Source organism: Kitasatospora sp. NPDC056181 (assembly GCF_042266225.1).
Taxonomy (GTDB): Bacteria; Actinomycetota; Actinomycetes; order Streptomycetales; family Streptomycetaceae; genus Kitasatospora.
In genome coordinates this window covers 52,861-74,349 of sequence record NZ_JBHJUK010000001.1, presented here as the reverse complement: position 1 = coordinate 74,349, position 21,489 = coordinate 52,861, and the positions used below count along the sequence as shown (strand labels likewise).

Sequence of the window (21,489 nt, the reverse complement as noted above, 5' to 3'; positions counted from 1 at the left end):
GTGCCAGAGTCTGCGCATGCTTGAGATCGCGGTGAAGACGGAGAAGCCGGGGCGGCAGGTCCGCGTGACCGCCGAGGAGCTGGCCGGGCTGGTCCGTCGGCTCGACGGCAACGGTGACCGGTTCCTGGTGCTCCAGCGCGTCCCGGATCTTCCCGACGTCTTCGCCCAGGTCTGGGAGGAGGCCGACGGTGTCTTCACGCTGGAGCACCGCGACGGGGGCGCCGACCGGCACTTCGAGACCCGGGTCGAAGGCTCCGAGGCCGTGATCGCGGCGCTGACCGGCTGGGCCCGCCAGGAGGACGGCTGGGACACCGGCCTGGTCTGGTCGCCGCTGGACCTGGGCCCCACCCCTGAGGTGCCGCCGCTCGACCTGGACGAGGACGAGCGCGGGGAACTGGAGAAGAGCGTCCGCGAGATGCTGGCCGCCGGCTACGCCTCCCGTGACCAACTGGCCGAGCACGCCGAGGAGTACCTCGTCTCCGGCGACCGCCGGCCCGTCTCGCGCGAGCAGGCACGAGTGCTGGCCGACCGGCTCTGGCTGGAGCGCGTCGCGGAACAGGCCGCCTGGCAGGGCGAGACCGACCCCGAGCGGCTCAGCCGCGCGTTCGCCGCCCTCCAGGAGGCCGGCATCACCGCCCGCGAGAACTTCACCTGCTGTCGCAGCTGCGGCGAGGCCGAGATCGGCGCCGAAGGCGGGCCCGATGCCCGTGGCTTCGTCTACTTCCACAGCCAGTGCACGGACTCCGCCGCGGCCGGCCACGGACTGATGCTGCTCTACGGGGGCTTCGACGGCTCGTCCGGGACCACCAGGGCCGTCGGCGAGGAGGTCGTGGCCGCCGTCGAAGCCGTCGGCCTCCGCACCGAGTGGGACCGCGACCCCGGCCGGGCCATCACCGTCACCCCGCTGGACTGGCGCCGGCGCCTGGTCGGTTAGCCGCACCGGGCCGGTTGCGCCGGCCTGGTTGCCCGGGCCTGGTTGCCCCGGAGTCGCAGTGGCCTGGTCGCGTTGGCCTGGGGCTCCGGTGAGTTGGAGCAGCCTGGGTCGCACCGCCTGGGTCGCAGCGGCCTGGTCGCGCCGCCCTGGTCCCACCGCCCTGGTTGCAGCGGCCGGCGAGGCCGGGGGCGCGGCCCACGCGGGGGAGGGCGTCCGGTCAGTGCCGCCCGGGCCCGGCCGACGAGCCTCCGGGGCCGGACACCCAGCGCGGATCCAACGCGACGGCCTTCACCCCTTCGAGGTCGAGCACCGGCTTGGTCCGGGTCCGCGGGCCCAGGTCGGAGGCCGCGTCGCAGGCGCCGGCCACCACCCGGCTGCCGTTCGGGCGCAGCGTGTCGACCGTGTTGCACCGGACCTCGCCGGTCGCGCCGGCCGACGCCTCGTAGGACTTCACGACGGTGCCGTCGGCCGTGGTTACCGTCTGGCAGCCCACCGGCGCACGGTCGCAGTTCATGCGGTCCTTCACCTGGTCCGTCACCCCGCTCTGCACGGTGATCGTGACCAGCCCCTTGCCCCGGCCGTCGTCGAGCAGTGCGGTGGCGTACTCGGGGCCGTTCTCCGAGCCCCCGGTCGCCTTCCCCCGGCCGGAAAGCATCGTGACCAGCAGCGCCCGGAGGTCGGACGGCTTCGCAGTCGGGGGTGCGTCGGTGGCGGACGGGGCGCCGCTGGAGGGCGACGCGCCGGTGGAGGGCTGGGCGGGGGTGGAGGACCGGGCGGCCTGCTGCACCGGGGTCGGGGGCGTCCGGTCGGCGCCGTGCACCAGGGCGGCGCCGACGCCCAGGACCGCGACGAACGCCACCACACCCGTCAACCGCGCGGCCCGGGCCCGGCGGTGCCGGCGCTCGCCCCGCTCCGCCGACCGCAGCACCAGATCGTGCGGGGGCGGCGCGAACCGGGCCGCCGCGCGGTCCAGGCCGTGGGCCATGGCGCGTCCCAACTCATGTTCCAGCTTCTCGTCCGCGGACACGGGATGACTCCGTTCATCCAAGTTCATCCAAGGGGTACCGCCGCCTCGGCCCACCAGGGGCGGCGGCTCGGCAGGAGCGCGGGGCTAACCCGCCGACACGTCGGCCAGCTCGTCGCCGAGCAGCCCGCGCAGCCTGCGCAGCGCACGCAGGCTACGGGTGCGGACGGTCGTGGGAGGAATCTTGAGGATCTGCGCGGTCTCCTCGACCGACCGGTCCTCCCAGTAGCGCAGCACCAGCACGGCCCGGTCGGCGGCGGACAGGCGCGCCAGCCCGTCCAGGAGGGTCAGCCGCAGGTCGGCCTGGTCGGCACGGGCCTCGGCCGTGTCGTCCAGCCGGTCGCTGACGCGCTCCCAGAAGCTCAGCCGCCGACGTTGCGCCAGGTACGTCCGGACCAGGACGGTGTGCGCGTAGGCCACCGGCGGCCGGTCGTGGTTGATCTTCCGCCAGGACCGGTACATCTTGGCGAGCGTCTCCTGCACCAGGTCCTCGGCCTGGTGCCAGTCCCCGGTGAGCAGACATGCCGTGCGGAACAGCCGACCGCCGGCGGCATGCGCGAACTCCAGGTAACCCGCAGGTGCTTCCCCCACCGAGACGTCCTTTCCTGCTTTCCTGTCGTCCCTCCTACATGCGGCCGTCCTCATCGCGCGTTTCCGGATGTGGCGCACGTCACTTCTGGGTTCCCGGTGGACTTCGGGGTTCCCGGCGGACTTCAGGAATCTCGGTGGACTTCGGGGTTCCCGGTGGGGAGGCGGTTGTCTCAGGGGCCGTCCATCCCCGGCAGCGTGTCCTGTTCCACCTCGTGGCGGGCCACGCGCTCGGACGGGTCCCGGCACTCCGGGCCGAGGCGCAGCATCCGGGACTCGGGGTCGTGCAGCGGCCGGTGGCAGCGGCGGCAGGTGACCCGGGGGCGCAGTACCTCCGGCGCGTCGGTGCCGGGGAGTGGTTCGGGGGTGAGGCCGGTCGCGGGGCTGGTCGCCGGGCTGGTCGGGGGACTGGTCGCGGGGCTGGTTGCGGGGCCGGCCGCGGGGTCGGCCGCCGGGGCGGTCGCCGGGCCGGGGTCGGGGGTGGTCATGGGCCGACGGTAGCGGGCGGGGGCGTGAAAGGATCTCCCCATGGCGAGTGAGCGCAGCAGTGCAGGAGACCCGGCGCGCACACTGGCGCTGCTCTGGGGCGTGTCGGCGGAGGAGAAGCCGGGTCGGCGGGGGCCACGACAGGCGAAGTCGTCGGCGGAGATCGCCGCCGTGGCGATCGCACTGGCCGACGCCGAGGGCGTGGACGCCGTGACCATGCGGCGCGTCGCCCAGGAGCTCGGCGTCTCCCCGATGGCGCTCTACACCTACGTGCCGGGCAAGGCCGAGCTGCTGGACCTGATGCTGGACACCGTCTACGCGACCATGCCGCGTACCGCCCCCGCCGGCGAGGGCTGGCGCGCCCGGGTCACCGCCCTGGCCGACGACAACCGTGCGCTCCATCGGGCGCACCCCTGGGTGGCCGGCGTGTCCACCAGCCGTCCGCCGTTGGGGCCGGGGGTGATGGCCAAGTACGAGTACGAGCTGCGGGCCCTGGAGGGGACCGGCCTGCCGGACGTCGAGCTGGACTCGGCCCTCACCCACCTGCTGGGCTTCGTGCAGACCTGTGCCCTGATGGCGGCCGACGAGCGTGCCGCCGAGCAGGACAGTGCGATGAGCGACACGCAGTGGTGGGCCGCCAATGCCGACCTGCTGGCCCGCGTGTTCGACCCCGAGCGCTACCCGGTCGCCGCTCGTGTCGGTGCCGCGGCCGGCGAGGCCCACGGCGGCGCCTACAGCCCGGATCACGCGTACGCCTTCGGCCTCGCCCGGGTGCTGGACGGCTTCGCGGCGCTGATCGCGGCGCGGGGCGAATAAGTCGACCGGTCTGCATATTCCTGTGTGGGGTGTGCCCGCTGGGTCTGCTGGGCCTGTGGCGTGCGCTGCGCCTGCGGCGTGGGCTGTGCTCGGCGTGCGACCCCCTGCGTGCGTCCGCGGCGCGCGTGAATCTGTAGACCGATCGGTATATGCAGACCGGTCTACATAGGTAGACCGGTCTGCATAAAACGCAGGCTCGCCCGCTCGTCCGGCCGCTCGTCCGGCGTGCCCGGGGTGCGCCCGGGCTCCCGGCGTACCCCGGGCGGGCCGGGCTCCCGGTGCACCGCGGACTCCCGGGGCCGACATCCCGCGCGGCGCCTCCTGCGGCGCCTCCCGCGGTGCCTCCCGTGGGGCGTCCCGTCGGCGGCCCGCCCCGCCCGGCCGCCCGCGGGGGCCTCCTCAGCGGCCCGGCCGGGCGTCGTACTCGGCGCGGGCCGTCAGCACGGCGGGCACGCGCGCCTCGGACCAGTGGGCGAGTGCCGCGACCAGCTGCGCGGCCTCCCGGCCCAGCGGGGTGAGGCTGTAGTCGACTCGGGGCGGGATGACCGGATGGGCCTCGCGCAGCACGAAGCCGTCGCGCTCCAGGGTCTGGAGGGTCTGCGCGAGCATCTTCTCGCTCACCCCCGCGACCCTGCGTCGCAGCTCGCTGAAGCGGTAGCCGCGCTCGTTCAGCGCCCCGAGCACCAGGACGCCCCAGCGGGTGGTGACGTGTTCCAGTACCCCGCGCGAGGGGCACATGCGGTCGAAGACGTCCGGCGGGGGCAGTTCGCCGACGGGCTTGGCCTTGCTCATTACCTCCATGTCAGTACCCTACTTTGAAGTGCGTACTTTCGGATAGTTAGTGCTGTCCCTAGGGTTAGTTGCGAGGTCAACAAGGACAACCCACCACGAGGGAGCACACCATGTACGTCGTCACCGGAGCCACTGGACAGCTCGGCCGCCTGGTCGTCGAGGGCCTGCTGGCCAAGGTCCCCGCGGGCGAGGTGGCGGTCGCCGTCCGCTCCGCCGCGAAGGCCGCCGACCTGGCCGCCCGAGGCGTGACCGTTCGCGAGGTCGACTACGACCGCCCGGAGAGCCTGGCCGGTGCCTTTGCCGCGGGTGACCGCGTGCTGCTGATCTCGGGCAGCGAGGTCGGCCGCCGGATCCCGCAGCACACCGCGGTGGTCGAGGCGGCACGTGCCGCCGGGGTCGCGCTGCTCGCGTACACCAGCGCGCCGGGTGCGGCCACGTTCCGGCTCGCGGACGAGCACAAGGCGACCGAGGTGGCGATCCGCGAGTCCGGCGTCCCCTACTCCTTCCTCCGTAACGGCTGGTACACCGAGAACTACCTGGGCGACGCCGCCGGCACGGTGGCCCGCGGCGTCGTGATCGGCAGTGCGGGCGAGGGCCGGGTGGCCAGTGCCCCGCGCAGGGACTACGCCGACGCCGCGGTCGCGGTGCTGCTCGGCGAGGGCGACGTGAGCGGTCACGCGGACACCGTGTACGAGCTGAGCGGCGACGCCGCGTGGAGCCTGCCGGAGCTGGCCGCCGAGCTGGCGCGGGTCTCGGGCCGGCCGGTCGAGCACCGCGAGGTGACCCCGGCCGAGCACCGCGAGGTGCTGGTCGGCGCGGGCCTGCCGGAGGGCTTCGCCGAGGTCCTGGTGGACGTGGACGCGGGCATCGCACGCGGCGAGCTGGCCGGCACCCCCGGCGACCTGGCCCGGCTGATCGGCCGTCCGACCGTCCCGCTGGCCGAGAGCGTGCGCGCCGCGCTGAGCGCCTGAGGGCCCCGGACCGCCCGTCCCGGCGGTCCCCGGTCCGCCCCTGTCATGACCAAAAACCGAATACGGAGATGACATCCTGCCCTTCGCCCGCTACCGTCGCCTCGACACACGTGCGCGCGGAGGGCAGGCCGTCAATGCCAGAGACAACCCAGCAGGAGGCCGGCAGAGGGCTCTGGTTCGGCATGGCCGCGTACGGGATCTGGGGGCTCTTCCCCCTGTTCTGGCCGCTGCTGGAGCCCGGCGCCGCCGACGACATCCTGGCCAACCGGATGGTCTGGTCGCTGGTCTCCGTGGCGCTGCTGCTGCTGGTCCAGCGGCACTGGGGCTGGATACGTCCGCTGCTGCGCCAGCCGCGCCGCCTCGCCATGCTGGGCGGTGCCGCCGCCGTGATCTCGGTCAACTGGGGCGTCTACATCTGGGGCGTCAACGCCGGGCACGTCGTGGAGACCAGCCTCGGCTACTTCATCAACCCGCTGGTCACCATCGGGTTCGGCGTGCTGATGCTGAAGGAGCGGCTGCGGCCCGCGCAGTGGGCGGCCGTCGGGGTCGGAGCCCTCGCCGTGGTGGTGCTGACGGTCGGGTACGGCCGGCTGCCGTGGATCGCGCTGACCCTGGCGTTCTCCTTCGCCACCTACGGGCTGCTGAAGAAGAAGGTCGGGCTGAGCGGGCTGGAGAGCCTGGCGGCCGAGAGCGCCTTCATGTTCCCCTTCGCCCTCGGCTACCTGATCTACCTGGAGGTCAGCGGCCGCGGCACCTTCGGGCACACCGTGGCCGGCTCGTACGGCTGGGGGCACTCGGGGCTGCTGATGCTCAGCGGGGTGATCACCGCGATCCCGCTGCTCTTCTTCGGCGCGGCGGCCGTCCGGGTGCCGCTCACCGTGCTCGGGCTGCTGCAGTACCTGGCGCCGGTGTTCCAGTTCCTGATCGGCGTCGCGGTCTTCCACGAGTCCATGCCGCCCGCCCGCTGGGCCGGCTTCGCCCTGGTCTGGGCGGCGCTGGCGCTGCTCACCTGGGACGCGCTGCGCCGGGTGCGGGCCGACCGCGTGGAGCGGGCGGCCGCCCTGGCCCGGACGGCCCCGGCCGACGCCACCGCTCCGGCAGAAGCCACGGCCCCGGCCGAAGCCGCCGCCACCGCCCGCTGACACCGGCGCGCCGGTGCCGCCCCGGCGGCGCCGGCCGACTGCCGCCCGCCGGTGGCACCCCGTCGCCCGCCCGCCGGTGACACCCTGCCGCCCGCCCGCCGGGCACCCCGTCGCCTGCCGGCCGGTGGCACCCCGCCGGCCGGTGGCGGGTTCTCAGGCCGTGATGTCCCGGCTAGTGAAACGGGACCACGCCGCCGCACCGAAGACCGCGACGTACGCACCCTGGAGCCCCAGGTTCTTCAGCACGTTGTCCCAGTACATCGGTTCGCGCAGCAGGTCCCCGAAGCTCAGCCAGTGGTGGGCGAAGAGGAACGGCTGGATCGCGTGCAGCTGCGGGAAGCTGTCCAGGATCTGGACGGTGATCACCAGGCCGACCGTGGCGGCCATCGCCGCGATGCCGCTGCCGGTGAGCGTCGAGATGAAGAGCCCGATCGCGACCAGCCCGGCCAGCGAGGCGGCCACCACGACGGCGACCAGCACCGCCCGCAGCAGGGCCGGGCCGACCCCGATGGTCTCCCCGGAGACCAGCGTGACCTCTCCCATCGGGAACAGCGCCGCGCCGGTGGCCAGCGCCGCCAGGGCGACGGTCAGGGTCGCGGCCAGACAGAACGCCAGCCCGGCGGTGAACTTGGCGGCCAGCAGCCTGGTCCGCCCGGCCGGTGCGACCAGCAGGTAGCGCAGCGTTCCGCCAGCCGACTCGCCGGCCACCGAGTCCCCGGCGACCACGCCGACGGTCATCGGAAGGAAGACCGGCAGCGACACCGCGAGCGCGGTGAAGACCAGGAACAGGCCGTTCTGCGTCACCTGGGCGATGAACGCCGGGCCCTCGCCCCTGCTCGGGCCGTCCGTCTCGATCTTGACGACCACGCCGATCAGGACCGGCAGCACGGCCAGGATGCCGAGCAGCACCATGGTCCGCACCCGGCGGAAGGTCAGCAGCAGTTCGCTGCGGAACAGCGCGAGGAACCCGGCCGCCGTCTGCGGCCGATGCCCGGCCGCCCGGGGGGTCACCACCCCCGTCGCCTCAGCCTGCGACATCGAATCCCTCCCCGGTCAGCGCCACGAAGGCGTCCTCCAACGTGCCCCGTTCCACACCGAAGCCGTGCACCCGCACCCCGGCCGCGACCAGTGCCGCACAGATCCCGGGCAGGACGTCGTCGGCCGGCGCGTCCAGCCCGCCGTCCACCCGGCCCTCGCCCTTCTGCAGTCCGGCGACGTGGTGTGCGGCCAGCACCTCGGCGGCCTGCGCCACGTCCGGTGTGCGGACCACCAGCCGGCCCTGCGCCCGGGCGGCCAGTTCGGCGACGGTGCCCTGCACCAGCAGCCGGCCGCGGGACATCACCGCGGCGTGGGTGCAGACCTGCTCGATCTCGTCCAGCAGGTGCGAGGAGAGGAAGACCGTCGTGCCCTCGGCCGCGACCTCCCGGACGAGGGCACGGATCTCCCGCATGCCCTGCGGGTCGAGGCCGTTGGTCGGCTCGTCGAGCACCAGCAGCTCGCGGGGCTGGAGCAGCGCCGAGGCGAGGCCGAGCCGCTGCTTCATGCCCAGCGAGTAGGCCCGGGCCTTCTTGCCCGCGGCGGCCGTCAGGCCGACCCGCTCCAGGGCCTCGGCCACCCGTTGCCGGCGGGTGCGCGGGTCGGCGGTCGGATCGGCCGCGTCGAACCGGGCCAGGTTGTCCCGGCCGGAGAGGAAGCCGTACAGCGCAGGGCCCTCGATCAGCGCGCCGACCCGGGGCAGCACCGTGCCGACGGACTGCGGCATCGGTTCGCCGAGCACGGTGGCCACGCCCGCGGTGGGCGCGATCAGACCCATCAGCATCCGGATGGTGGTGGTCTTGCCGGAGCCGTTGGGGCCGAGGAAGCCGAAGACCGAGCCCCGCGGGACCGTCAGGTCCAGCCCGTCCACGGCGAGCTGGCCGCCGCGGAACCGCTTGGTCAGGCCACTGGTCCTGATCACGTCGTCGGACCCGGAGACCGGCCCACCGGCCGAACCGGCCGAGCCGGACGCGGTGGACGCGGTGGAGGCGGCAGAAGTGGAGGAAACGGCAGAAGCGGAGGAAGCGCTGGAGGCGGAGGAGGGAGCGGAGGAGACGGCGGGAGCATCGGGAACGGCCACGGGGGCCGGGCGCGCAGCCGCGCCCCGGCCCCCGGCCGGCTCCGTAACGTCCCCCGTTACAGGAGCCTGGGTCACTTACTTCACCCCGGCCGCACTCTGCAGCACCGGCAGCGTCACCGCGCCCGCGAAGACCCGGCCGTCGTCGGTGACCAGCACGTTCAGCACCTTGGTGCTGATCAGCGAGCCGCCCTCGACCGGCTTGCCGAGCGACTTCACCAGCGCCAGCGGGTTCTGCACCCGGGCCTCGCCGCCCTTGCCGTGCCTGCCCTTCGCGCCCTCGGCCGGGACGGAGACGTCGCCGGTGGGCAGCTTGCCGCTCAGCACGGCCGTCCAGCCGTCGCCGACCACGTTCAGCCCGGCGGCGGCCTTCTCCGCCTCCTCCCGGGACGGGGCCTTCCCGGCGTCGCCGGCCTTCTGCTCCGTCACCTTGGCGCCCTTGGGCACCGTGAAGTCGAAGGTCTTGGCGGCCGGCTTGGCGAACGACACCTCGGTGAAGTGGACGTCGAACACCTTGCCGCCGTCGGTGCCCTTGACCAGCACCGCGAGCGGCACGCCGTTGTCGGCGGCCACCGCGATCCGCACCTCGCCGATGGTCGAGCCGGACCGGGTGGGCTTCAGGCTGAGCTGGTACGCCTTCTGCCCGGCGACGGTCGCCGTGCCGTCCACGGTGACGGTGGTGCTGCCCGCGCCCGCCGCGAGGAACTGGCGTGCGGCCTCCTGCGGGGTGGCCGGCACCTGGGTCAGCGGCGGCTTGCCGCCGTGCCCGTCACCGCCGAGCCCGTCGGGACGGGAGCCCTGCGGGGCCGTCAGGTGGACGGCCTCGTTGCTGGTGCTGTCCCAGGCCCAGACCTGGTCGCCGTTGTGGACCAGCTCGTACCCGGCCAGCTGCTGGATCAGGCCGATCCGCTGGCGGTCGGGGCCGTCCACGGCGACCCGCAGGGTGTGTTCGCCGCCGAGCAGCTGCGTCAGCTTGGCCTCCGGCGAGGCCGCGGACGGCTTCGAGCCGCCGGTACCGCCCGAGCCGACCCCTCCGCCACCGGCCGTGAGGCCGGCGCCGGCCCCGAGGAGCTCGCTCGGCACCCCGAGGTCCGCGGAGACCGAGACCGTGCCCGAGAGCGTCTGCGCCTGCGAGCCGAGCGCCTTCGCCACCACCTGCTCCGCCGTCAGCGCCGGCAGGTCCGGCGGGGAGTCGGCCGCGAGCGCCGGCACCAGGCCCACGCCCGCGGCGATCACCGCCGCCACCGCCACCGGCACCGCCACCCGCACCGCGGTGCGCCGCCCGGCCCGGTACGGCACCGCGGCGCCCTCCCCGTCCCGCTCGGCCGCCCTGTCGTCCGTCATGAGTGTCCTACCCCTCCGTAGCCGTGACCGACTTCCTCTGCACCTCCATTACACGGCGCCGGGCGGCCGGGGTCATCGCCCTCCAGGGCCAGATAGGGGTCGCCCTCCGGGCGCAGCCGACCCTGATGCGTCCTCAGGGTTGTCTCCTCCGGATGTACGAGAACTGGCGTAGGGTCGCGCCATGGATGCAACCAACACCCCGACTGCGAACGCGATGCGGCGCGCCCTGCGCCGTGCCCGGGACGGTGTCGCGCTGGACGCGGCCGAGGCGGCGGTCCTGCTCCAAGCCAGGGGCGACGACCTCCTGGACCTCTGTTCGAGCGCGGCCCGGGTGCGCGACGCGGGCCTGGAGGCGGCGGGCCGGGCCGGTGTCATCACCTACTCCAAGAGCGTCTTCATCCCGCTCACCCGGCTCTGCCGCGACAAGTGCCACTACTGCACCTTCGCCACCGTCCCCGGTAAGCTGCGCCGGGCCGGGCACGGGATGTTCATGTCCCCGGACGAGGTGCTGGACGTGGCCCGGCGCGGGGCCGAACTCGGCTGCAAGGAAGCCCTGATCACCCTCGGTGACAAGCCCGAGGACCGCTGGCCCGAGGCCCGCGAGTGGCTGGACGCGCACGGCTACGACGACACCATCGCGTACGTCCGGGCGATGTCGATCCGCATCCTGGAGGAGACCGGCCTGCTGCCGCACCTCAACCCCGGGGTGCTGAGCTGGACGGACTTCCAGCGGCTCAAGCCGGTCTCGGCGTCCATGGGCATGATGCTGGAGACCACCGCCACCCGTCTGTGGAGCGAGCCCGGCGGCCCGCACCACGGCTCGCCCGACAAGGAGCCGGCCGTCAGGCTGCGGGTGCTGGAGGACGCCGGGCGCAGCTCCGTCCCCTTCACCAGCGGGCTGCTGATCGGCATCGGCGAGACCTACGAGGAGCGCGCGGAGTCGCTGTTCGCGCTGCGCCGGATCTCCCGGGCCTACCACGGCATCCAGGAACTGATCCTGCAGAACTTCCGCGCCAAGCCGGACACGGCGATGCGCGGCATGCCGGACGCGGAGCTGGACGAGCTGGTCGCCACCGTCGCCGTGGCCCGGCACATCATGGGCCCGTCGGCCTGTCTCCAGGCGCCGCCGAACCTGGTGGACGGCGAGTACCGGCGGCTGATCGGCGCCGGGATCGACGACTGGGGCGGGGTCTCGCCGCTGACGCCCGACCACGTGAACCCCGAGCGCCCCTGGCCGCAGATCGACCGGCTGGCGGAGCAGTCGGCGGCGGCCGGTTTCGAGCTGCGCGAGCGCCTCGCCGTCTACCCCGAGTACGTCCGCAACGGCGAGCCCTGGCTGGACCCGCGGGTGCTGCCGCACGTCCGCGCGCTGTCCGACCCGGAGACCGGCCTGGCCCGCCCGGACGCGGTCGTCCGGGGGCTCCCCTGGCAGGAGCCGGAGGACCTCCCGGCCTCGTACGGGCGGACCGACCTGCACACCGCCATCGACTCCGAGGGCCGCACCGGCGACCGCCGGGCCGACTTCGAGGACGTCTACGGCGACTGGGAGGTGCTGCGCGAGCAGGTTCTCGCCAAGGGCGCGCCCGAGCGGCTGGCCGGCGACCTGCGGGAGGCCCTGGCGGTGGCCGCCGACGACCCGGTGAGGCTGACCGACGACCAGGCGCTGGCCCTGTTCCACGCGGACGGCCCGGCGCTGGACGCGCTCTGCCGGATCGCCGACGACGTGCGCCGCTCGGCGGTCGGCGACGACGTCACCTACTGCGTCACCCGGAACATCAACTTCACCAACGTCTGCTACACCGGCTGCCGGTTCTGCGCGTTCGCCCAGCGCCGCACCGACGCGGACGCGTACACCCTCTCGCTGGAGCAGGTGGCCGACCGGGCCGCGCAGGCCTGGGAGGTCGGTGCCACCGAGGTCTGCATGCAGGGCGGCATCCACCCGGACCTCCCCGGCACCGCCTACTTCGACATCGCGCGGGCGGTGAAGGAGCGGGTGCCCGGCATCCACGTGCACGCCTTCTCGCCGATGGAGGTCGTCAACGGGGCGACCCGGACCGGGCTCTCCATCCGCGACTGGCTCCAGGAGGCCAAGGCGTCCGGCCTGGACACCATTCCGGGCACCGCCGCCGAGATCCTGGACGACGACGTCCGCTGGGTGCTCACCAAGGGCAAGCTGCCGGCCGCCACCTGGGTCGAGGTGGTCACCACCGCGCACGAGCTGGGCATCCGCTCCTCGTCCACCATGATGTACGGGCACGTGGACACCCCGGCGCACTGGCTCGGGCACCTGCGGCTGCTCGCCGGGATCCAGCAACGGACCGGCGGCTTCACCGAGTTCGTGACGCTGCCGTTCATCCACACCAACGCGCCGGTCTACCTGGCCGGCATCTCCCGGCCCGGGCCGACCGCCCGGGACAACCGCGCGGTGGTGGCGATGGCCCGGCTGCTGCTGCACCCGCACATCCCCAACATCCAGACCAGCTGGGTGAAGCTGGGGGCCGAGGGCGCGGCCGAGATGCTCCGCTCGGGCGCCAACGACCTGGGCGGCACGCTGATGGAGGAGACCATCTCGCGGATGGCCGGTTCGGCGTACGGGAGTTACAAGTCCGTGCGGGACCTCCAGGCGATCGCCGAGGCGGCGGGCCGGCCGCACCGGCAGCGCACCACCACCTACGGCGAGGTCCCCGCCGAGCGGCAGGCCGCGGCCCTGGCCTCGGACGGACACCTGCCGGAGCTGCTGCCGGTGCTCGACTGAACCGAGGGCCGGCCCGGCCGGCGGTCCCGGAACCGGACCGCCGGAACCGGCGTCCCTGTCGTGGCGGTCCGGGCCCCGGGCCGCCACGACGATCGGGGGACGCGGTGGGGACGGCAGTGGTCAGAGGCGGCAACGGCCGGTGGGGCGTGCTCGCGGCGGTGGTGGTCGCCGGGGTGCTGGGCTGGGGCTTCGCGGCGTACGCGGGGGACGTCTACCACCGAGAGATCGGGGGACCGCTCCAGCACTGCGCCAAGGTGGGGAGCCTGGCCGGGCCGGCGGTCGCCGCGGCGGTGATGGCGCCCCTGCTCAGCGCCGCGGGCGCGGTCGCGGCCGGGTGGGTCGCGGTGCGGTCCTCGCGGAGTCCGCTCCTGCTGGTCGCCGGGGGCGTACTGGCCGTGGCCGCCGGGCTGTTCGCCGTCGGCGAGGTGTTCAACGCCGTGAACGTGCTGTCCGGCCCCCACACCTGGGGCAACACCTGCGAGTGACGGCCCCCGTTGGCCCCCCGTCGGCCCCGCTTCGGCAGCCCCTCTTCGACGGCCTCCGCCCGTCGGCCCGCTTCGGCGGCCCCTCGCACCGGTCAGGGCGAGTGCGGTGGCCAGGCGGGTGCGGGAGATGGTCATGGCCCCGGACGGTGGGGAGTGCGGGGTGGTGGTCCGTGGCGGGCGCGTGGCGCGGCAGCAACATTCTGTTGAAGACTGGTGTTCCGGGGAACCCCTCGACTTGTTCAGCCATTCGAATACAGTGCGAGGGCGCGCGACCGGCTTCCGTCGCGCCGCCGCTCCCCGGACGAAAGGCGCCCCGTCGTGATGCCACTCTGGTCACGCGCACAGCAGCAGGACTTCCGCAGCCGGGTGCGGGGCTGTCTGCTCGGCGGCGCGATCGGTGACGCGCTCGGCGCGGGCATCGAGTTCGAGTCGCTGGAGAAGATCCGGGCGGTGCACGGCCCGCAAGGCGTCACCGGCTACGTCCCCGCGTACGGGCGGCTCGGCGCGGTCACCGACGACACCCAGATGGTGCTCTTCACCGTCGACGGGCTGATCCGCGCCCACATCCGCCGGGACACCGGCAGCTGGCACCCGCCCACCGACCTCCACCTCGCCTACCTGCGCTGGTCCGCCACCCAGCGGGACTGGGGTCCGGACGAGCGGCGGGCCGACCTCGGCTGGCTCGGCCGCGAGGAGTGGCTGTACGCCCAGCGCGCCCCCGGCCAGGCCTGCCTCTCCGGCCTCTCCGGGCCGGACGCCGAGCGCCTCGGCACCCTGGATGCGCCCAAGAACCCGCACTCCAAGGGCTGCGGCACGGTGATGCGGGCGGCGCCGTTCGGGCTGCTCACCACCTGGGAGCCGAGCCTGGTGTTCCAGCTGGCGGTGGAGTGCTCGGTGCTGACCCACGGCCACCCCACCGGCTACCTCTCGGCCGGCGCGCTGGCGGTGATCGTCCAGACCGCGGCCCGCGGCGGGACCCTGGAGGAGGGCGTCCACCTGGCGTTGGCACTGCTCTCCGAGCGGCCGGCGCACGAGGAGACCACGGCGGCGCTGCGGGCGGCGCTGGACGCGGTCCGGGCCGGGGAGCCGTCCGCGGAGCGGGTCGAGGCGCTGGGGGAGGGCTGGGTCGCCGAGGAGGCGCTGGCGATCGGGCTCTACTGCGCGCTGGTCGCCCACGACATCCGCTCGGGCCTGCTGCTGGCGGTGAACCACTCGGGGGACAGCGACTCCACCGGCGCGATCTGCGGCAACCTGCTCGGGGTGCTGCACGGGGACACCGCGCTGCCGCCCGGCCTGGTGGCCGGTCTGGAGGGGCGTGGGGCGCTGCTGGAGCTGGCCGACGACTTCGTCCTGGAGCTGATGCACGGGTCCGAGCTGCACGGCCCGGACACCGCGGAGGGCGCGGCCTGGTCCGCGCGCTACCCCGTGCTGCGCTGATCGTCGGGCCGCCTGGGCCGCACTGGTTGCCTGAGCTGCACTGGTCGCCTCGGCCGCACTGGCTTCCTCGAACGCCCCGGGTGCGTCGAGTGTCCCGGACGCGCGGCTGCCCGTGGTGGTGTCCGCCGCCGGGGGAGGCGACGGGCTCCGCCACGGGCAGCCGGTCGAGAACGGTGGACGCGGATCAGAGTTCGCCGAACGCCCCTGCTCCGGCGGCGGACGCGAACGCCGTCCAGGCCTCGGCGGAGAAGTGCAGCTGAGGGCCCTGCGGATCCTTGGAGTCCCGGACCGCCACAGCGTCCGCGGCCGGCGTGGCGATCTCCACACAGGCGCCGTTGCCGCCACTGTGACTGCTCTTGCGCCAGGCGGTCCCGTTCTCGAAGGTGGTGCTCATGCGTGGTATCCCTCTTCAATGTTGGCTATCAGTGACCGGCTCTCGGCCACCCCGAGCGCAGCCGCCCGCAGGTGGTCGTAAAGACTGGTATAGCGGCGCACGTCCGCGTCCTTCTCCAGGTAGAGATCGCTCGTCACCCCTTCGAAGTAGACAACTGTGGAATCGGCTGACTCCGGGAACTCCAGCAGGGAGAATGTCCCGGTCATACCGGGGTGGGCGCCGTGCTCGAAGGGGATCACCTGGATGGTGATGTTGGGGCGCTGGCTCAGCTCCAGCATGTGCTTCAGCTGATCGGCCATCACGGCCTTGCTGCCGACCTCGCGGCGCAGCACCGCCTCGTCTATGACGGTCCAGAGGCTGCCGAGCTGGTTCTCGCCGTTGACGCGGTCCTGGCGCTTCATCCGGACCTGCACCCGGCGCTGGACGGCGAGCGCGTCGGTGTCCGGCTGGGTGCCCTCGACCACGGCCTGGGCGTACTGCTCGGTCTGGAGCAGGCCGGGGACGAACGAGGACTCGTAGGCGCGGATCGAGGAGGCCTCGGCCTCCAGGCCGATGTAGACGCTGTAGGGGGTGGGCATGTCGTTGAAGTCGTGCCACCAGCCGCGCTGCCGCGACTCCCGGGCCATCTCCATCAGGCTGGCGCGCATCGCCTCGTCGGTCACGTTGTAGACGTCGCAGAGGTCGCGGACGTCGCGCTGGCTGATGCTGCGGCGTCCGTTCTCCAGCCGGCTGATCTTCGACTGGGAGACCATCAGCCGGCCGGCCACCTCCTCCGCCGTCATGGCCAGGCCCTCGCGCAGCTTGCGCAGTTCGGAGCCCAGACGCCTGCGACGGACGGTGGGATTGATGTTCGCGGACACGTCGACCTCCGGCCGGACCTCTGGTGATCGTTGGAACGGCAGTCCTCGGAACACTGTGGAAATTGGGACCAACCCCCCTGACTTGGAGCAGCATGTCACCTTGGATCAGGTCGGCGCCGGGTAATCGCAGGAGCGCAGTAGAACAGATCATCGGAAAAGCGCTTCGGCGAGACAGCGGGCACCCACGAGTGGTAAGGCGGCTCTGCGGCTCGATCCGGTACTTCTGCGGTGGTGGTGCGGGCGCCGCCGACGCCCGCACAAGTGCTGGTGGCACGTGCCGGGGCGGTCCGGTCCCGGCTCCGTGGAGCGGTCCGGCCGGACTCCGGGGACGGCGGAGGGGCGGCCGCCCGGCGACTTCCGTCGCGGGCGACCGCCCCTCCGTGCTGCTGGTTGCTCGCCGCTGGGTGGCGGCGCGAGCGGTGCGGCGAGCGCCGTGCCGCGTGCTGCGGTGGCGTGCCGTGCGTGCTGCGGTGCCGTGGTGCGGGCCCGGCCTGTGGCGCGGGCCCTGCGGTGCGTGTCATGTGGTGCGGGTCCTGCGGTGCGTGTGGTGCCGTGTGCCCTGCGGTGCGGGTCCAGCTGTGCGGACCCAGCCGTGCGTGTCATGCGGTGCGGGTCCTGCGGCGCGGGTCCTGCTGTGCAGGACCCGAGGCGCGGGTCCTGCGGTGTCGCCCGTTCGTGCCGGTCGGTGTCAGCGCACGCCCACGCGGGGCGCCACGACCCGGCCGCCGGCCCCGCCGCGGCCCGACGCCCGCTGACCGGGGCGGCCTGCGGCGGCAGGGGTGCCGCTGCCTCCCTGGGGTGAACGGTTCTGCTGCGACGGAAGGCCGTTCTGCACGTCCATCACGGCGTGCGCGACCATCCCGCCGAGCGGGTCGTACCGGATCAGGTCGCGCAGTCGCGACCGTGAGGACCGGCCCTCGTTGCCCGGGTACAGATGCTTGCCCAGGCCCACCGAGTGGGCCAGGGCGGCGAGCGCCGCGGTCCGCGGGTCCGGCGGCACGCCGGTGCGGATCGCGGTGTCCAGCCGCTGTTTGATCGCGGCGTTGGTGCAGTCGTCGGACGCCTGGTAGCGCGTCGTCGGCAGCACCCCGCACACCTGGCCCGGCACGGCCGTGACCATGCCGCACCTCTCCAGGTGCGCCAGATAGGTCTGCCGCAGCCCCAGCCGGGGCCCGCCGATCCAGTGCGCGGCACGGACCGGACTGCCGCGTCGGCGCAGCAACTCCAGTGCGTGGTCCAGTGTCGGGTCGCCGGTCGGCCTTGGCAGCACGACGGCGATCCGGTCGCCCTCCGGGACGATCCGTCCGGCCAGGGACAGCTCGACGAGCTGCGCCCCGGCAAGTCCGAGGTCGAGGGTCTGCGGCTGCGCCGTGGTGCCCGTGGTCGGGTCCAAGGCGAGCAGCAAGAGTTCCTCGGGAATAGTTCTGCGGCTCTTGCCCATCCAAGCCTCCCCGCGTGGATGGGAAACAGCGTGACGCCTCTCACACGGGCTTGTCGAGTACGCCTCCGAATCGTGACCTTGCGTACGAGGCGGGGAACCGGCGGCGCCAGGCCCGGCGTCTGACCGGTGAACGGGCCGCGGTGCGGCCGTGCGGCGGCAATAACCGCCGGTCGGGCGGGGTGTGGGCGGCCGGAACCTCCGTCGGTGGCGGAGACTGTACAGGTACACGGGGCGGGGCGTCGGCTTCCCGAAATCGGGTCTGCCGGTGCCCCGCCGGTCGTTGAGGAGGCTGGGTTACGTGGGCGAGTCCCCCGACAGGGTGCTGCGGGACGGCGAGCGGGCGAGCGAGCGGGGTGGGGAACGGGTGCGTCCGGCGGACGGTGACGGCGTCCAGGAGGCAGCCGGTGCGGCCGGTGCCGCCGCCGGTGCCGCCGATGTCTCCGGCGACGCCGACGCCTCGGACGCCGTGGACGCCGTGGATGCGGCGGACGCTGCTGACGGCGGGTCGGCGGAGGCACCGTCCGGGACGGCGAAGGCCGGCTCCACGGTGCAGCTCCGGGTCCGGGATGTGGACACGGTGACCACGATGCTCCGGCTGCCCGTCGACAACGCGACCACGGCCCTGCGGCTCCCCCCGGAGCTGACCTCGCCCGCCCCGAAGAGTGACGAGTCCGCAGCTGACGGAGGGTCTGCCGATTCCGACGGCGATGCCCCCGTGAAGGGCGGCGCGTCCGGCGGGACCTCCGGACGGCCGGCCGGGACCGACCCGCGTCTCGCCCTTCGGACCACCGCGTCGGCCGAGAAGCCGGCGGAGAAGCCGGCCGCAAAGGCAACGGAGAAGGCGACGGAAGAGCCGGCCGCGAAGGCAGCGGAGAAGGCACCCGCGAAGGCGCTGGACGAGCCGGCCAAGAAGCTGGCCAAGAAGCCGGTGGAGAAGCCGGCGGAGAAGCCTGCCGTGAAGCCCGCCCAGGAGCCGGCGGACAAGCAGTCCGAGAAGCCGGGGCCGGCGAAGGCCGAGAAGCTGGAGAAGTCCCTCCCCGCGAAGGCCGCCGCCGCGCTTCCCGTCGCCGCCGCGCTCCCCGCGACCCCCGTGCAGCCCGCCGCCCCCGGCTCGGGCACCGTTCCCGAGCCCCCCGAGCCGGAGCCGACGCCCGAGCCGGCCCCCGTCCCCGAGCCGGTGCCCGAGCCCCACCCGGAGCCCGCGCCCGTCCCCGAGCCGGAGCCGACGCCCGGCCCGGAACCGCTGCCGAAGCCCACGCCCGCCCCGAAGCCCGGGCCGGCGCCCGCTCCCGCCCCGCTCCCCGTCCCGGACCCGCAGCCGGTGCCGCCGGCCCCGCCGCTGCCGAAGCCGGAGCCGCTGCCCGCCCCCGCACCGCCGGCCGTCCCGGAGGCGGTCGGCACCGAACCCGGTCCGGTCGACCTGCTGAGCATCACCGAGCCGATGCTCGGACCGGCGACGACGGCCGAGGCGATGGAGGTGCTGGCGGCGCTCAACGCCCGCCCGGTCTCGCCGCTGCGCCGCGCGCTCAAGCGGATCACCATCTGGACCGTCTTCCTCGCCGTCGTACTCGGCGCGGTCGTGGTCGCCCAGCTGCTCCGCCCGCTGCCGGACGCGAAGGTGAAGCTGACCGCCGCGGGCAGTTTCAACTTCGGTGGCGACCAGATGGACCTCGCCTGGCCGGCCAAGGGCCAGTCGGCCGCCGAGGTGGTCGGCGTCGGCAGCCTCGGCAGCTCCGGCCCGGAGACGCCGGCCTCGATCGCCAGCGTCACCAAGGTCATGAACGCCTACCTGATCCTCCAGTCGCACCCGCTGAAGAAGGGGGAGAGCGGCCCGAAGATCACCGTCGACAAGCAGGCCGCCCAGGAGTCCGGCAACAGCGACGAGTCCAGGGTCACCCTGGCCGAGGGCCAGCAGCTCACCCAGTACCAGGCGCTGGAGATGCTGATGCTGCCGTCGGCCAACAACGTGGCCCGGCTGCTGGCCCGCTGGGACGTTGGCTCGGAGGACGCGTTCGTCAAGAAGATGAACGACGCCGCCGCCAAGTTCGGCATGAACAACACCGTCTACACCGACCCGGCCGGTTACAGCCCGGACACCAAGAGCACCGCGAAGGACCAGCTGAAGCTGGCCGAGCAGGTGATGCAGAACGAGATCTTCCGGCAGATCGTCTCCACCCCGGACACCAACTTCAACGGGCAGAAGATCTTCAACACCAACACCCTGATCAACGCGAAGAACGGGGTCATCGGCGTCAAGACCGGTTCCAGCACCCCGGCCGGCGGCTGCCTGATGTGGGCCGCCTACAAGGAGGTCGGCGGCGTGAAGCGGCTCATCCTCGGCGTCACCCTGGGCCAGCAGGCCACCTCCCCCGCGACCAGCGACGGGATCCTCCCGACGGTGCTGAAGGTCAGCGGCAAGCAGATCCAGGCGGCGCAGAACGTGGTGACCGGGCAGACCATCGCCAAGCAGGGCGACGTGGTGGCCCGGGTCGAGGACGGCCTCGGCGGCACGGTCCCGGTCGTCGCCGGCAAGGATCTCGTCGCGGCAGGGTTCCCCGGCATCACCGGCACCCTCACCCTGGACCCGGTGAAGCTCGGCCACCAGGCCCAGGCCGGTACCCAGGTCGGCACGCTGAGCCTGGGCGCGGGTGACAACAAGACGGAGGTCCCGGTCCTGCTCCAGTCCGACCTGGCCCCGCCGTCCATCCTCTCCAGGCTGACCCGGATGCTCTGACCGGAGTCGTCGCCGGAAGGGACAGCACGAACGGAGTGGGAAGTCGGCCGGTCCGACTTCCCACTCCGTTCTCATGTCCGTTCTCATGCCCGGCCCGGTGTGCGCTCGAAGTCACCGCCCGAAATCACCCGGGGCCGCCCGCCTGAAGCCACCCGCTTGAAGCCGCCCGCCCGAAGTCGCCCGTCCGGGGCCGCCCGCCCGAAGTCGCCCGCCCGGGGCGGGGCCTACAGCCGGACACCGCCCCAGCGGCCCGGCTCGGTGCGGGTGCCCAGCCACTCGGTGAGCGGCGGTTCCTCGGACAGCACCCGCCCCAGCGAGATCGCCAGCGTCAGCGCGGTGAACATCACGATCAGCCAGGAGAGCCCGGTGAAGACCACCCCGTAGGGCCCGAACTGGCTCACACTGCGCGACATCGCCCCCGGCAGGTAGATCCGCGACGCGATCCCGAGGCCGACCACCGCCACCCCGCAGAGCAGCGACCCGGGCAGCAGCGGCAGCCAGCGCACCCGGCCCGCCAGCAGCAGGTGCTGCGTCCACCACCACATGCCGCCCGCGGTGAGGAAGGTCAGGGGGATCCCGAGCCACAGGCCCAGGCCGAACCCGCTCCGGATCGGGCTCTGGAGCACCAGGGCGATCAGCCAGACCAGCAGCCAGACCAGCCACCGCCAGGCCGCCAGCCGCGTCCCGGACTTGGGCAACTCCCAGCAGCGCTCGCAGACCCGCTGCATCGCCCGGCTCAGCGCGGTCGCCGACAGCAGCGTCATCAGGACGCCGATCGCCCCGTAACCGGACTCGGACTCCTGGTCCTTGTGGCTCTCCAGCAGTTGCTGCACCGACTGCTGGGCCGATCCCTGGATCCCCAGCTCCTGGCGGAGCGTGTGCACCACGCCGTCCCGGATCGCGGCCGGGGCGAACACCGCCAGCACGAAGAGCGCCGGCAGCGCGCTCAGGAAGGCCTGGGCGGCCAAACGGGTGGCGTTGTCCAGCAGGTTCACCCGCAGCAGCTGGCCGAGTGCCCGGCCGACCAGTGGCACCTGTTCGGGCAGCGCGCGGGCGTGCCGGGCCAGCGTCTGTGACCGGTCCTTCAGCCGGTCCTTCAGTCGGGCCATCCGCCCGGGCGGCTGCTCGCTCACGGGCTCGTCCTCCTGGTGCAGTCGCGGCCGTGGACGGGCG

Annotated in this window: 19 protein-coding genes; 8 read left to right on the top strand and 11 right to left on the bottom strand. The window is 73.6% G+C overall.

Translation table 11 applies throughout. The features are described from left to right. The first annotated feature begins 16 nt into the window (after positions 1–16). Complete coding sequence (locus tag ACFC1F_RS00325) at positions 17–934, top strand: DUF6891 domain-containing protein (RefSeq protein ID WP_376154646.1); 918 nt, start codon at positions 17–19, stop codon at positions 932–934. A gap of 217 nt (positions 935–1,151) precedes the next feature. Here ACFC1F_RS00325 and ACFC1F_RS00320 read toward each other — a convergent pair whose 3' ends face one another. The 3 genes from ACFC1F_RS00320 to ACFC1F_RS00310 all read right to left on the bottom strand — a co-directional run bounded on the left by ACFC1F_RS00320 (position 1,152) and on the right by ACFC1F_RS00310 (position 3,034). Beyond that, on the bottom strand, positions 1,152–1,961 hold the full coding sequence (locus ACFC1F_RS00320) for a hypothetical protein (protein WP_376154644.1): 810 nt from the start codon (positions 1,959–1,961) through the stop codon (positions 1,152–1,154). A gap of 84 nt (positions 1,962–2,045) precedes the next feature. Further along, on the bottom strand, positions 2,046–2,549 hold the full coding sequence (locus ACFC1F_RS00315; RefSeq protein ID WP_307853165.1) for a SigE family RNA polymerase sigma factor: 504 nt from the start codon (positions 2,547–2,549) through the stop codon (positions 2,046–2,048). Positions 2,550–2,719: 170 nt separating this feature from the next. Continuing rightward, on the bottom strand, positions 2,720–3,034 hold the full coding sequence (locus ACFC1F_RS00310; RefSeq protein WP_376154642.1) for a DUF6011 domain-containing protein: 315 nt from the start codon (positions 3,032–3,034) through the stop codon (positions 2,720–2,722). Positions 3,035–3,074: 40 nt separating this feature from the next. On the opposite strand from ACFC1F_RS00310, the gene ACFC1F_RS00305 reads away from it, so the two are divergent. Next, complete coding sequence (locus ACFC1F_RS00305; RefSeq protein WP_376154640.1) at positions 3,075–3,848, top strand: TetR/AcrR family transcriptional regulator; 774 nt, start codon at positions 3,075–3,077, stop codon at positions 3,846–3,848. Positions 3,849–4,247: 399 nt separating this feature from the next. Here the strand turns inward: ACFC1F_RS00305 and ACFC1F_RS00300 are convergent, their stop codons facing one another. Continuing rightward, a complete protein-coding gene (locus tag ACFC1F_RS00300; protein ID WP_209413079.1) occupies positions 4,248–4,640 on the bottom strand; it encodes a helix-turn-helix domain-containing protein in 393 nt (130 codons plus the stop codon). Positions 4,641–4,750: 110 nt separating this feature from the next. Between ACFC1F_RS00300 and ACFC1F_RS00295 the strand changes: the two genes are divergently transcribed. Together ACFC1F_RS00295 and rarD are read left to right on the top strand one after the other, a co-directional pair. Further along, the gene (locus tag ACFC1F_RS00295; RefSeq protein ID WP_376154638.1) at positions 4,751–5,611 is read left to right on the top strand and encodes an SDR family oxidoreductase; all 861 of its coding nucleotides are present in this window, start codon (positions 4,751–4,753) and stop codon (positions 5,609–5,611) included. 134 nt (positions 5,612–5,745) lie between these two features. After that, positions 5,746–6,753: an EamA family transporter RarD gene (gene rarD, locus ACFC1F_RS00290; protein WP_376154637.1), complete on the top strand. Its 1,008-nt coding sequence runs from the start codon at positions 5,746–5,748 to the stop codon at positions 6,751–6,753. Between the two features lie 153 nt (positions 6,754–6,906). On the opposite strand, the gene ACFC1F_RS00285 is transcribed toward rarD, so the two are convergent. From ACFC1F_RS00285 to ACFC1F_RS00275, 3 genes are all read right to left on the bottom strand, one after another. After that, entirely contained in the window at positions 6,907–7,791 is an 885-nt protein-coding gene (locus ACFC1F_RS00285) for an ABC transporter permease (protein ID WP_376154635.1), read from the bottom strand. Further along, the gene (locus tag ACFC1F_RS00280) at positions 7,778–8,710 is read right to left on the bottom strand and encodes an ABC transporter ATP-binding protein (RefSeq protein ID WP_307853166.1); all 933 of its coding nucleotides are present in this window, start codon (positions 8,708–8,710) and stop codon (positions 7,778–7,780) included. Before ACFC1F_RS00280 ends, ACFC1F_RS00285 begins: the two co-directional genes overlap by 14 nt. 234 nt (positions 8,711–8,944) lie before the next feature. Next, positions 8,945–10,210, bottom strand: coding sequence for an outer membrane lipoprotein carrier protein LolA (locus ACFC1F_RS00275; RefSeq protein ID WP_376154633.1), 1,266 nt, complete (start codon positions 10,208–10,210; stop codon positions 8,945–8,947). Positions 10,211–10,391: 181 nt separating this feature from the next. Here ACFC1F_RS00275 and ACFC1F_RS00270 point away from each other — a divergent pair, with 181 nt between their 5' ends. The 3 genes from ACFC1F_RS00270 to ACFC1F_RS00260 all read left to right on the top strand — a co-directional run bounded on the left by ACFC1F_RS00270 (position 10,392) and on the right by ACFC1F_RS00260 (position 14,887). Next, positions 10,392–12,965, top strand: coding sequence for a bifunctional FO biosynthesis protein CofGH (locus tag ACFC1F_RS00270; RefSeq protein ID WP_209413025.1), 2,574 nt, complete (start codon positions 10,392–10,394; stop codon positions 12,963–12,965). Positions 12,966–13,081: 116 nt separating this feature from the next. After that, complete coding sequence (locus ACFC1F_RS00265; protein ID WP_376154631.1) at positions 13,082–13,450, top strand: hypothetical protein; 369 nt, start codon at positions 13,082–13,084, stop codon at positions 13,448–13,450. A 321-nt stretch (positions 13,451–13,771) separates the two neighbouring features. Continuing rightward, complete coding sequence (locus tag ACFC1F_RS00260; RefSeq protein WP_209413027.1) at positions 13,772–14,887, top strand: ADP-ribosylglycohydrolase family protein; 1,116 nt, start codon at positions 13,772–13,774, stop codon at positions 14,885–14,887. Between the two features lie 184 nt (positions 14,888–15,071). Here ACFC1F_RS00260 and ACFC1F_RS00255 read toward each other — a convergent pair whose 3' ends face one another. The 3 genes from ACFC1F_RS00255 to ACFC1F_RS00245 all read right to left on the bottom strand — a co-directional run bounded on the left by ACFC1F_RS00255 (position 15,072) and on the right by ACFC1F_RS00245 (position 17,582). Beyond that, positions 15,072–15,281 carry a DUF397 domain-containing protein gene (locus ACFC1F_RS00255; RefSeq protein ID WP_376154629.1) on the bottom strand — a complete coding sequence of 70 codons (210 nt, stop codon included), beginning with the start codon at positions 15,279–15,281 and terminating at the stop codon, positions 15,072–15,074. Continuing rightward, the gene (locus ACFC1F_RS00250; RefSeq protein WP_148643229.1) at positions 15,278–16,141 is read right to left on the bottom strand and encodes a helix-turn-helix transcriptional regulator; all 864 of its coding nucleotides are present in this window, start codon (positions 16,139–16,141) and stop codon (positions 15,278–15,280) included. The genes ACFC1F_RS00255 and ACFC1F_RS00250 overlap by 4 nt, the downstream gene beginning before the upstream one ends. Before the next feature lie 688 nt (positions 16,142–16,829). Beyond that, complete coding sequence (locus ACFC1F_RS00245) at positions 16,830–17,582, bottom strand: GPP34 family phosphoprotein (protein ID WP_376154627.1); 753 nt, start codon at positions 17,580–17,582, stop codon at positions 16,830–16,832. A 298-nt stretch (positions 17,583–17,880) separates the two neighbouring features. Between ACFC1F_RS00245 and ACFC1F_RS00240 the strand changes: the two genes are divergently transcribed. Then, positions 17,881–20,316, top strand: coding sequence for a hypothetical protein (locus ACFC1F_RS00240; RefSeq protein ID WP_376154625.1), 2,436 nt, complete (start codon positions 17,881–17,883; stop codon positions 20,314–20,316). Between the two features lie 224 nt (positions 20,317–20,540). On the opposite strand, the gene ACFC1F_RS00235 is transcribed toward ACFC1F_RS00240, so the two are convergent. After that, complete coding sequence (locus ACFC1F_RS00235; RefSeq protein ID WP_376154623.1) at positions 20,541–21,449, bottom strand: YhjD/YihY/BrkB family envelope integrity protein; 909 nt, start codon at positions 21,447–21,449, stop codon at positions 20,541–20,543. Positions 21,450–21,489 lie beyond the last annotated feature (40 nt).

Excerpts from the sequence above, each read along its gene's own strand:
- ACFC1F_RS00325 (WP_376154646.1), top strand. The coding sequence starts at position 17 with ATGCTTGAGATCGCGGTGAAGACGGAGAAGCCGGGGCGGCAGGTCCGC.
- ACFC1F_RS00310 (WP_376154642.1), bottom strand. The coding sequence starts at position 3,034 with ATGACCACCCCCGACCCCGGCCCGGCGACCGCCCCGGCGGCCGACCCC.
- ACFC1F_RS00305 (WP_376154640.1), top strand. The coding sequence starts at position 3,075 with ATGGCGAGTGAGCGCAGCAGTGCAGGAGACCCGGCGCGCACACTGGCG.
- ACFC1F_RS00300 (WP_209413079.1), bottom strand. The coding sequence starts at position 4,640 with ATGAGCAAGGCCAAGCCCGTCGGCGAACTGCCCCCGCCGGACGTCTTC.
- ACFC1F_RS00295 (WP_376154638.1), top strand. The coding sequence starts at position 4,751 with ATGTACGTCGTCACCGGAGCCACTGGACAGCTCGGCCGCCTGGTCGTC.
- rarD (WP_376154637.1), top strand. The coding sequence starts at position 5,746 with ATGCCAGAGACAACCCAGCAGGAGGCCGGCAGAGGGCTCTGGTTCGGC.
- ACFC1F_RS00285 (WP_376154635.1), bottom strand. The coding sequence starts at position 7,791 with ATGTCGCAGGCTGAGGCGACGGGGGTGGTGACCCCCCGGGCGGCCGGG.
- ACFC1F_RS00275 (WP_376154633.1), bottom strand. The coding sequence starts at position 10,210 with ATGACGGACGACAGGGCGGCCGAGCGGGACGGGGAGGGCGCCGCGGTG.
- ACFC1F_RS00270 (WP_209413025.1), top strand. The coding sequence starts at position 10,392 with ATGGATGCAACCAACACCCCGACTGCGAACGCGATGCGGCGCGCCCTG.
- ACFC1F_RS00260 (WP_209413027.1), top strand. The coding sequence starts at position 13,772 with ATGCCACTCTGGTCACGCGCACAGCAGCAGGACTTCCGCAGCCGGGTG.
- ACFC1F_RS00255 (WP_376154629.1), bottom strand. The coding sequence starts at position 15,281 with ATGAGCACCACCTTCGAGAACGGGACCGCCTGGCGCAAGAGCAGTCAC.
- ACFC1F_RS00245 (WP_376154627.1), bottom strand. The coding sequence starts at position 17,582 with ATGGGCAAGAGCCGCAGAACTATTCCCGAGGAACTCTTGCTGCTCGCC.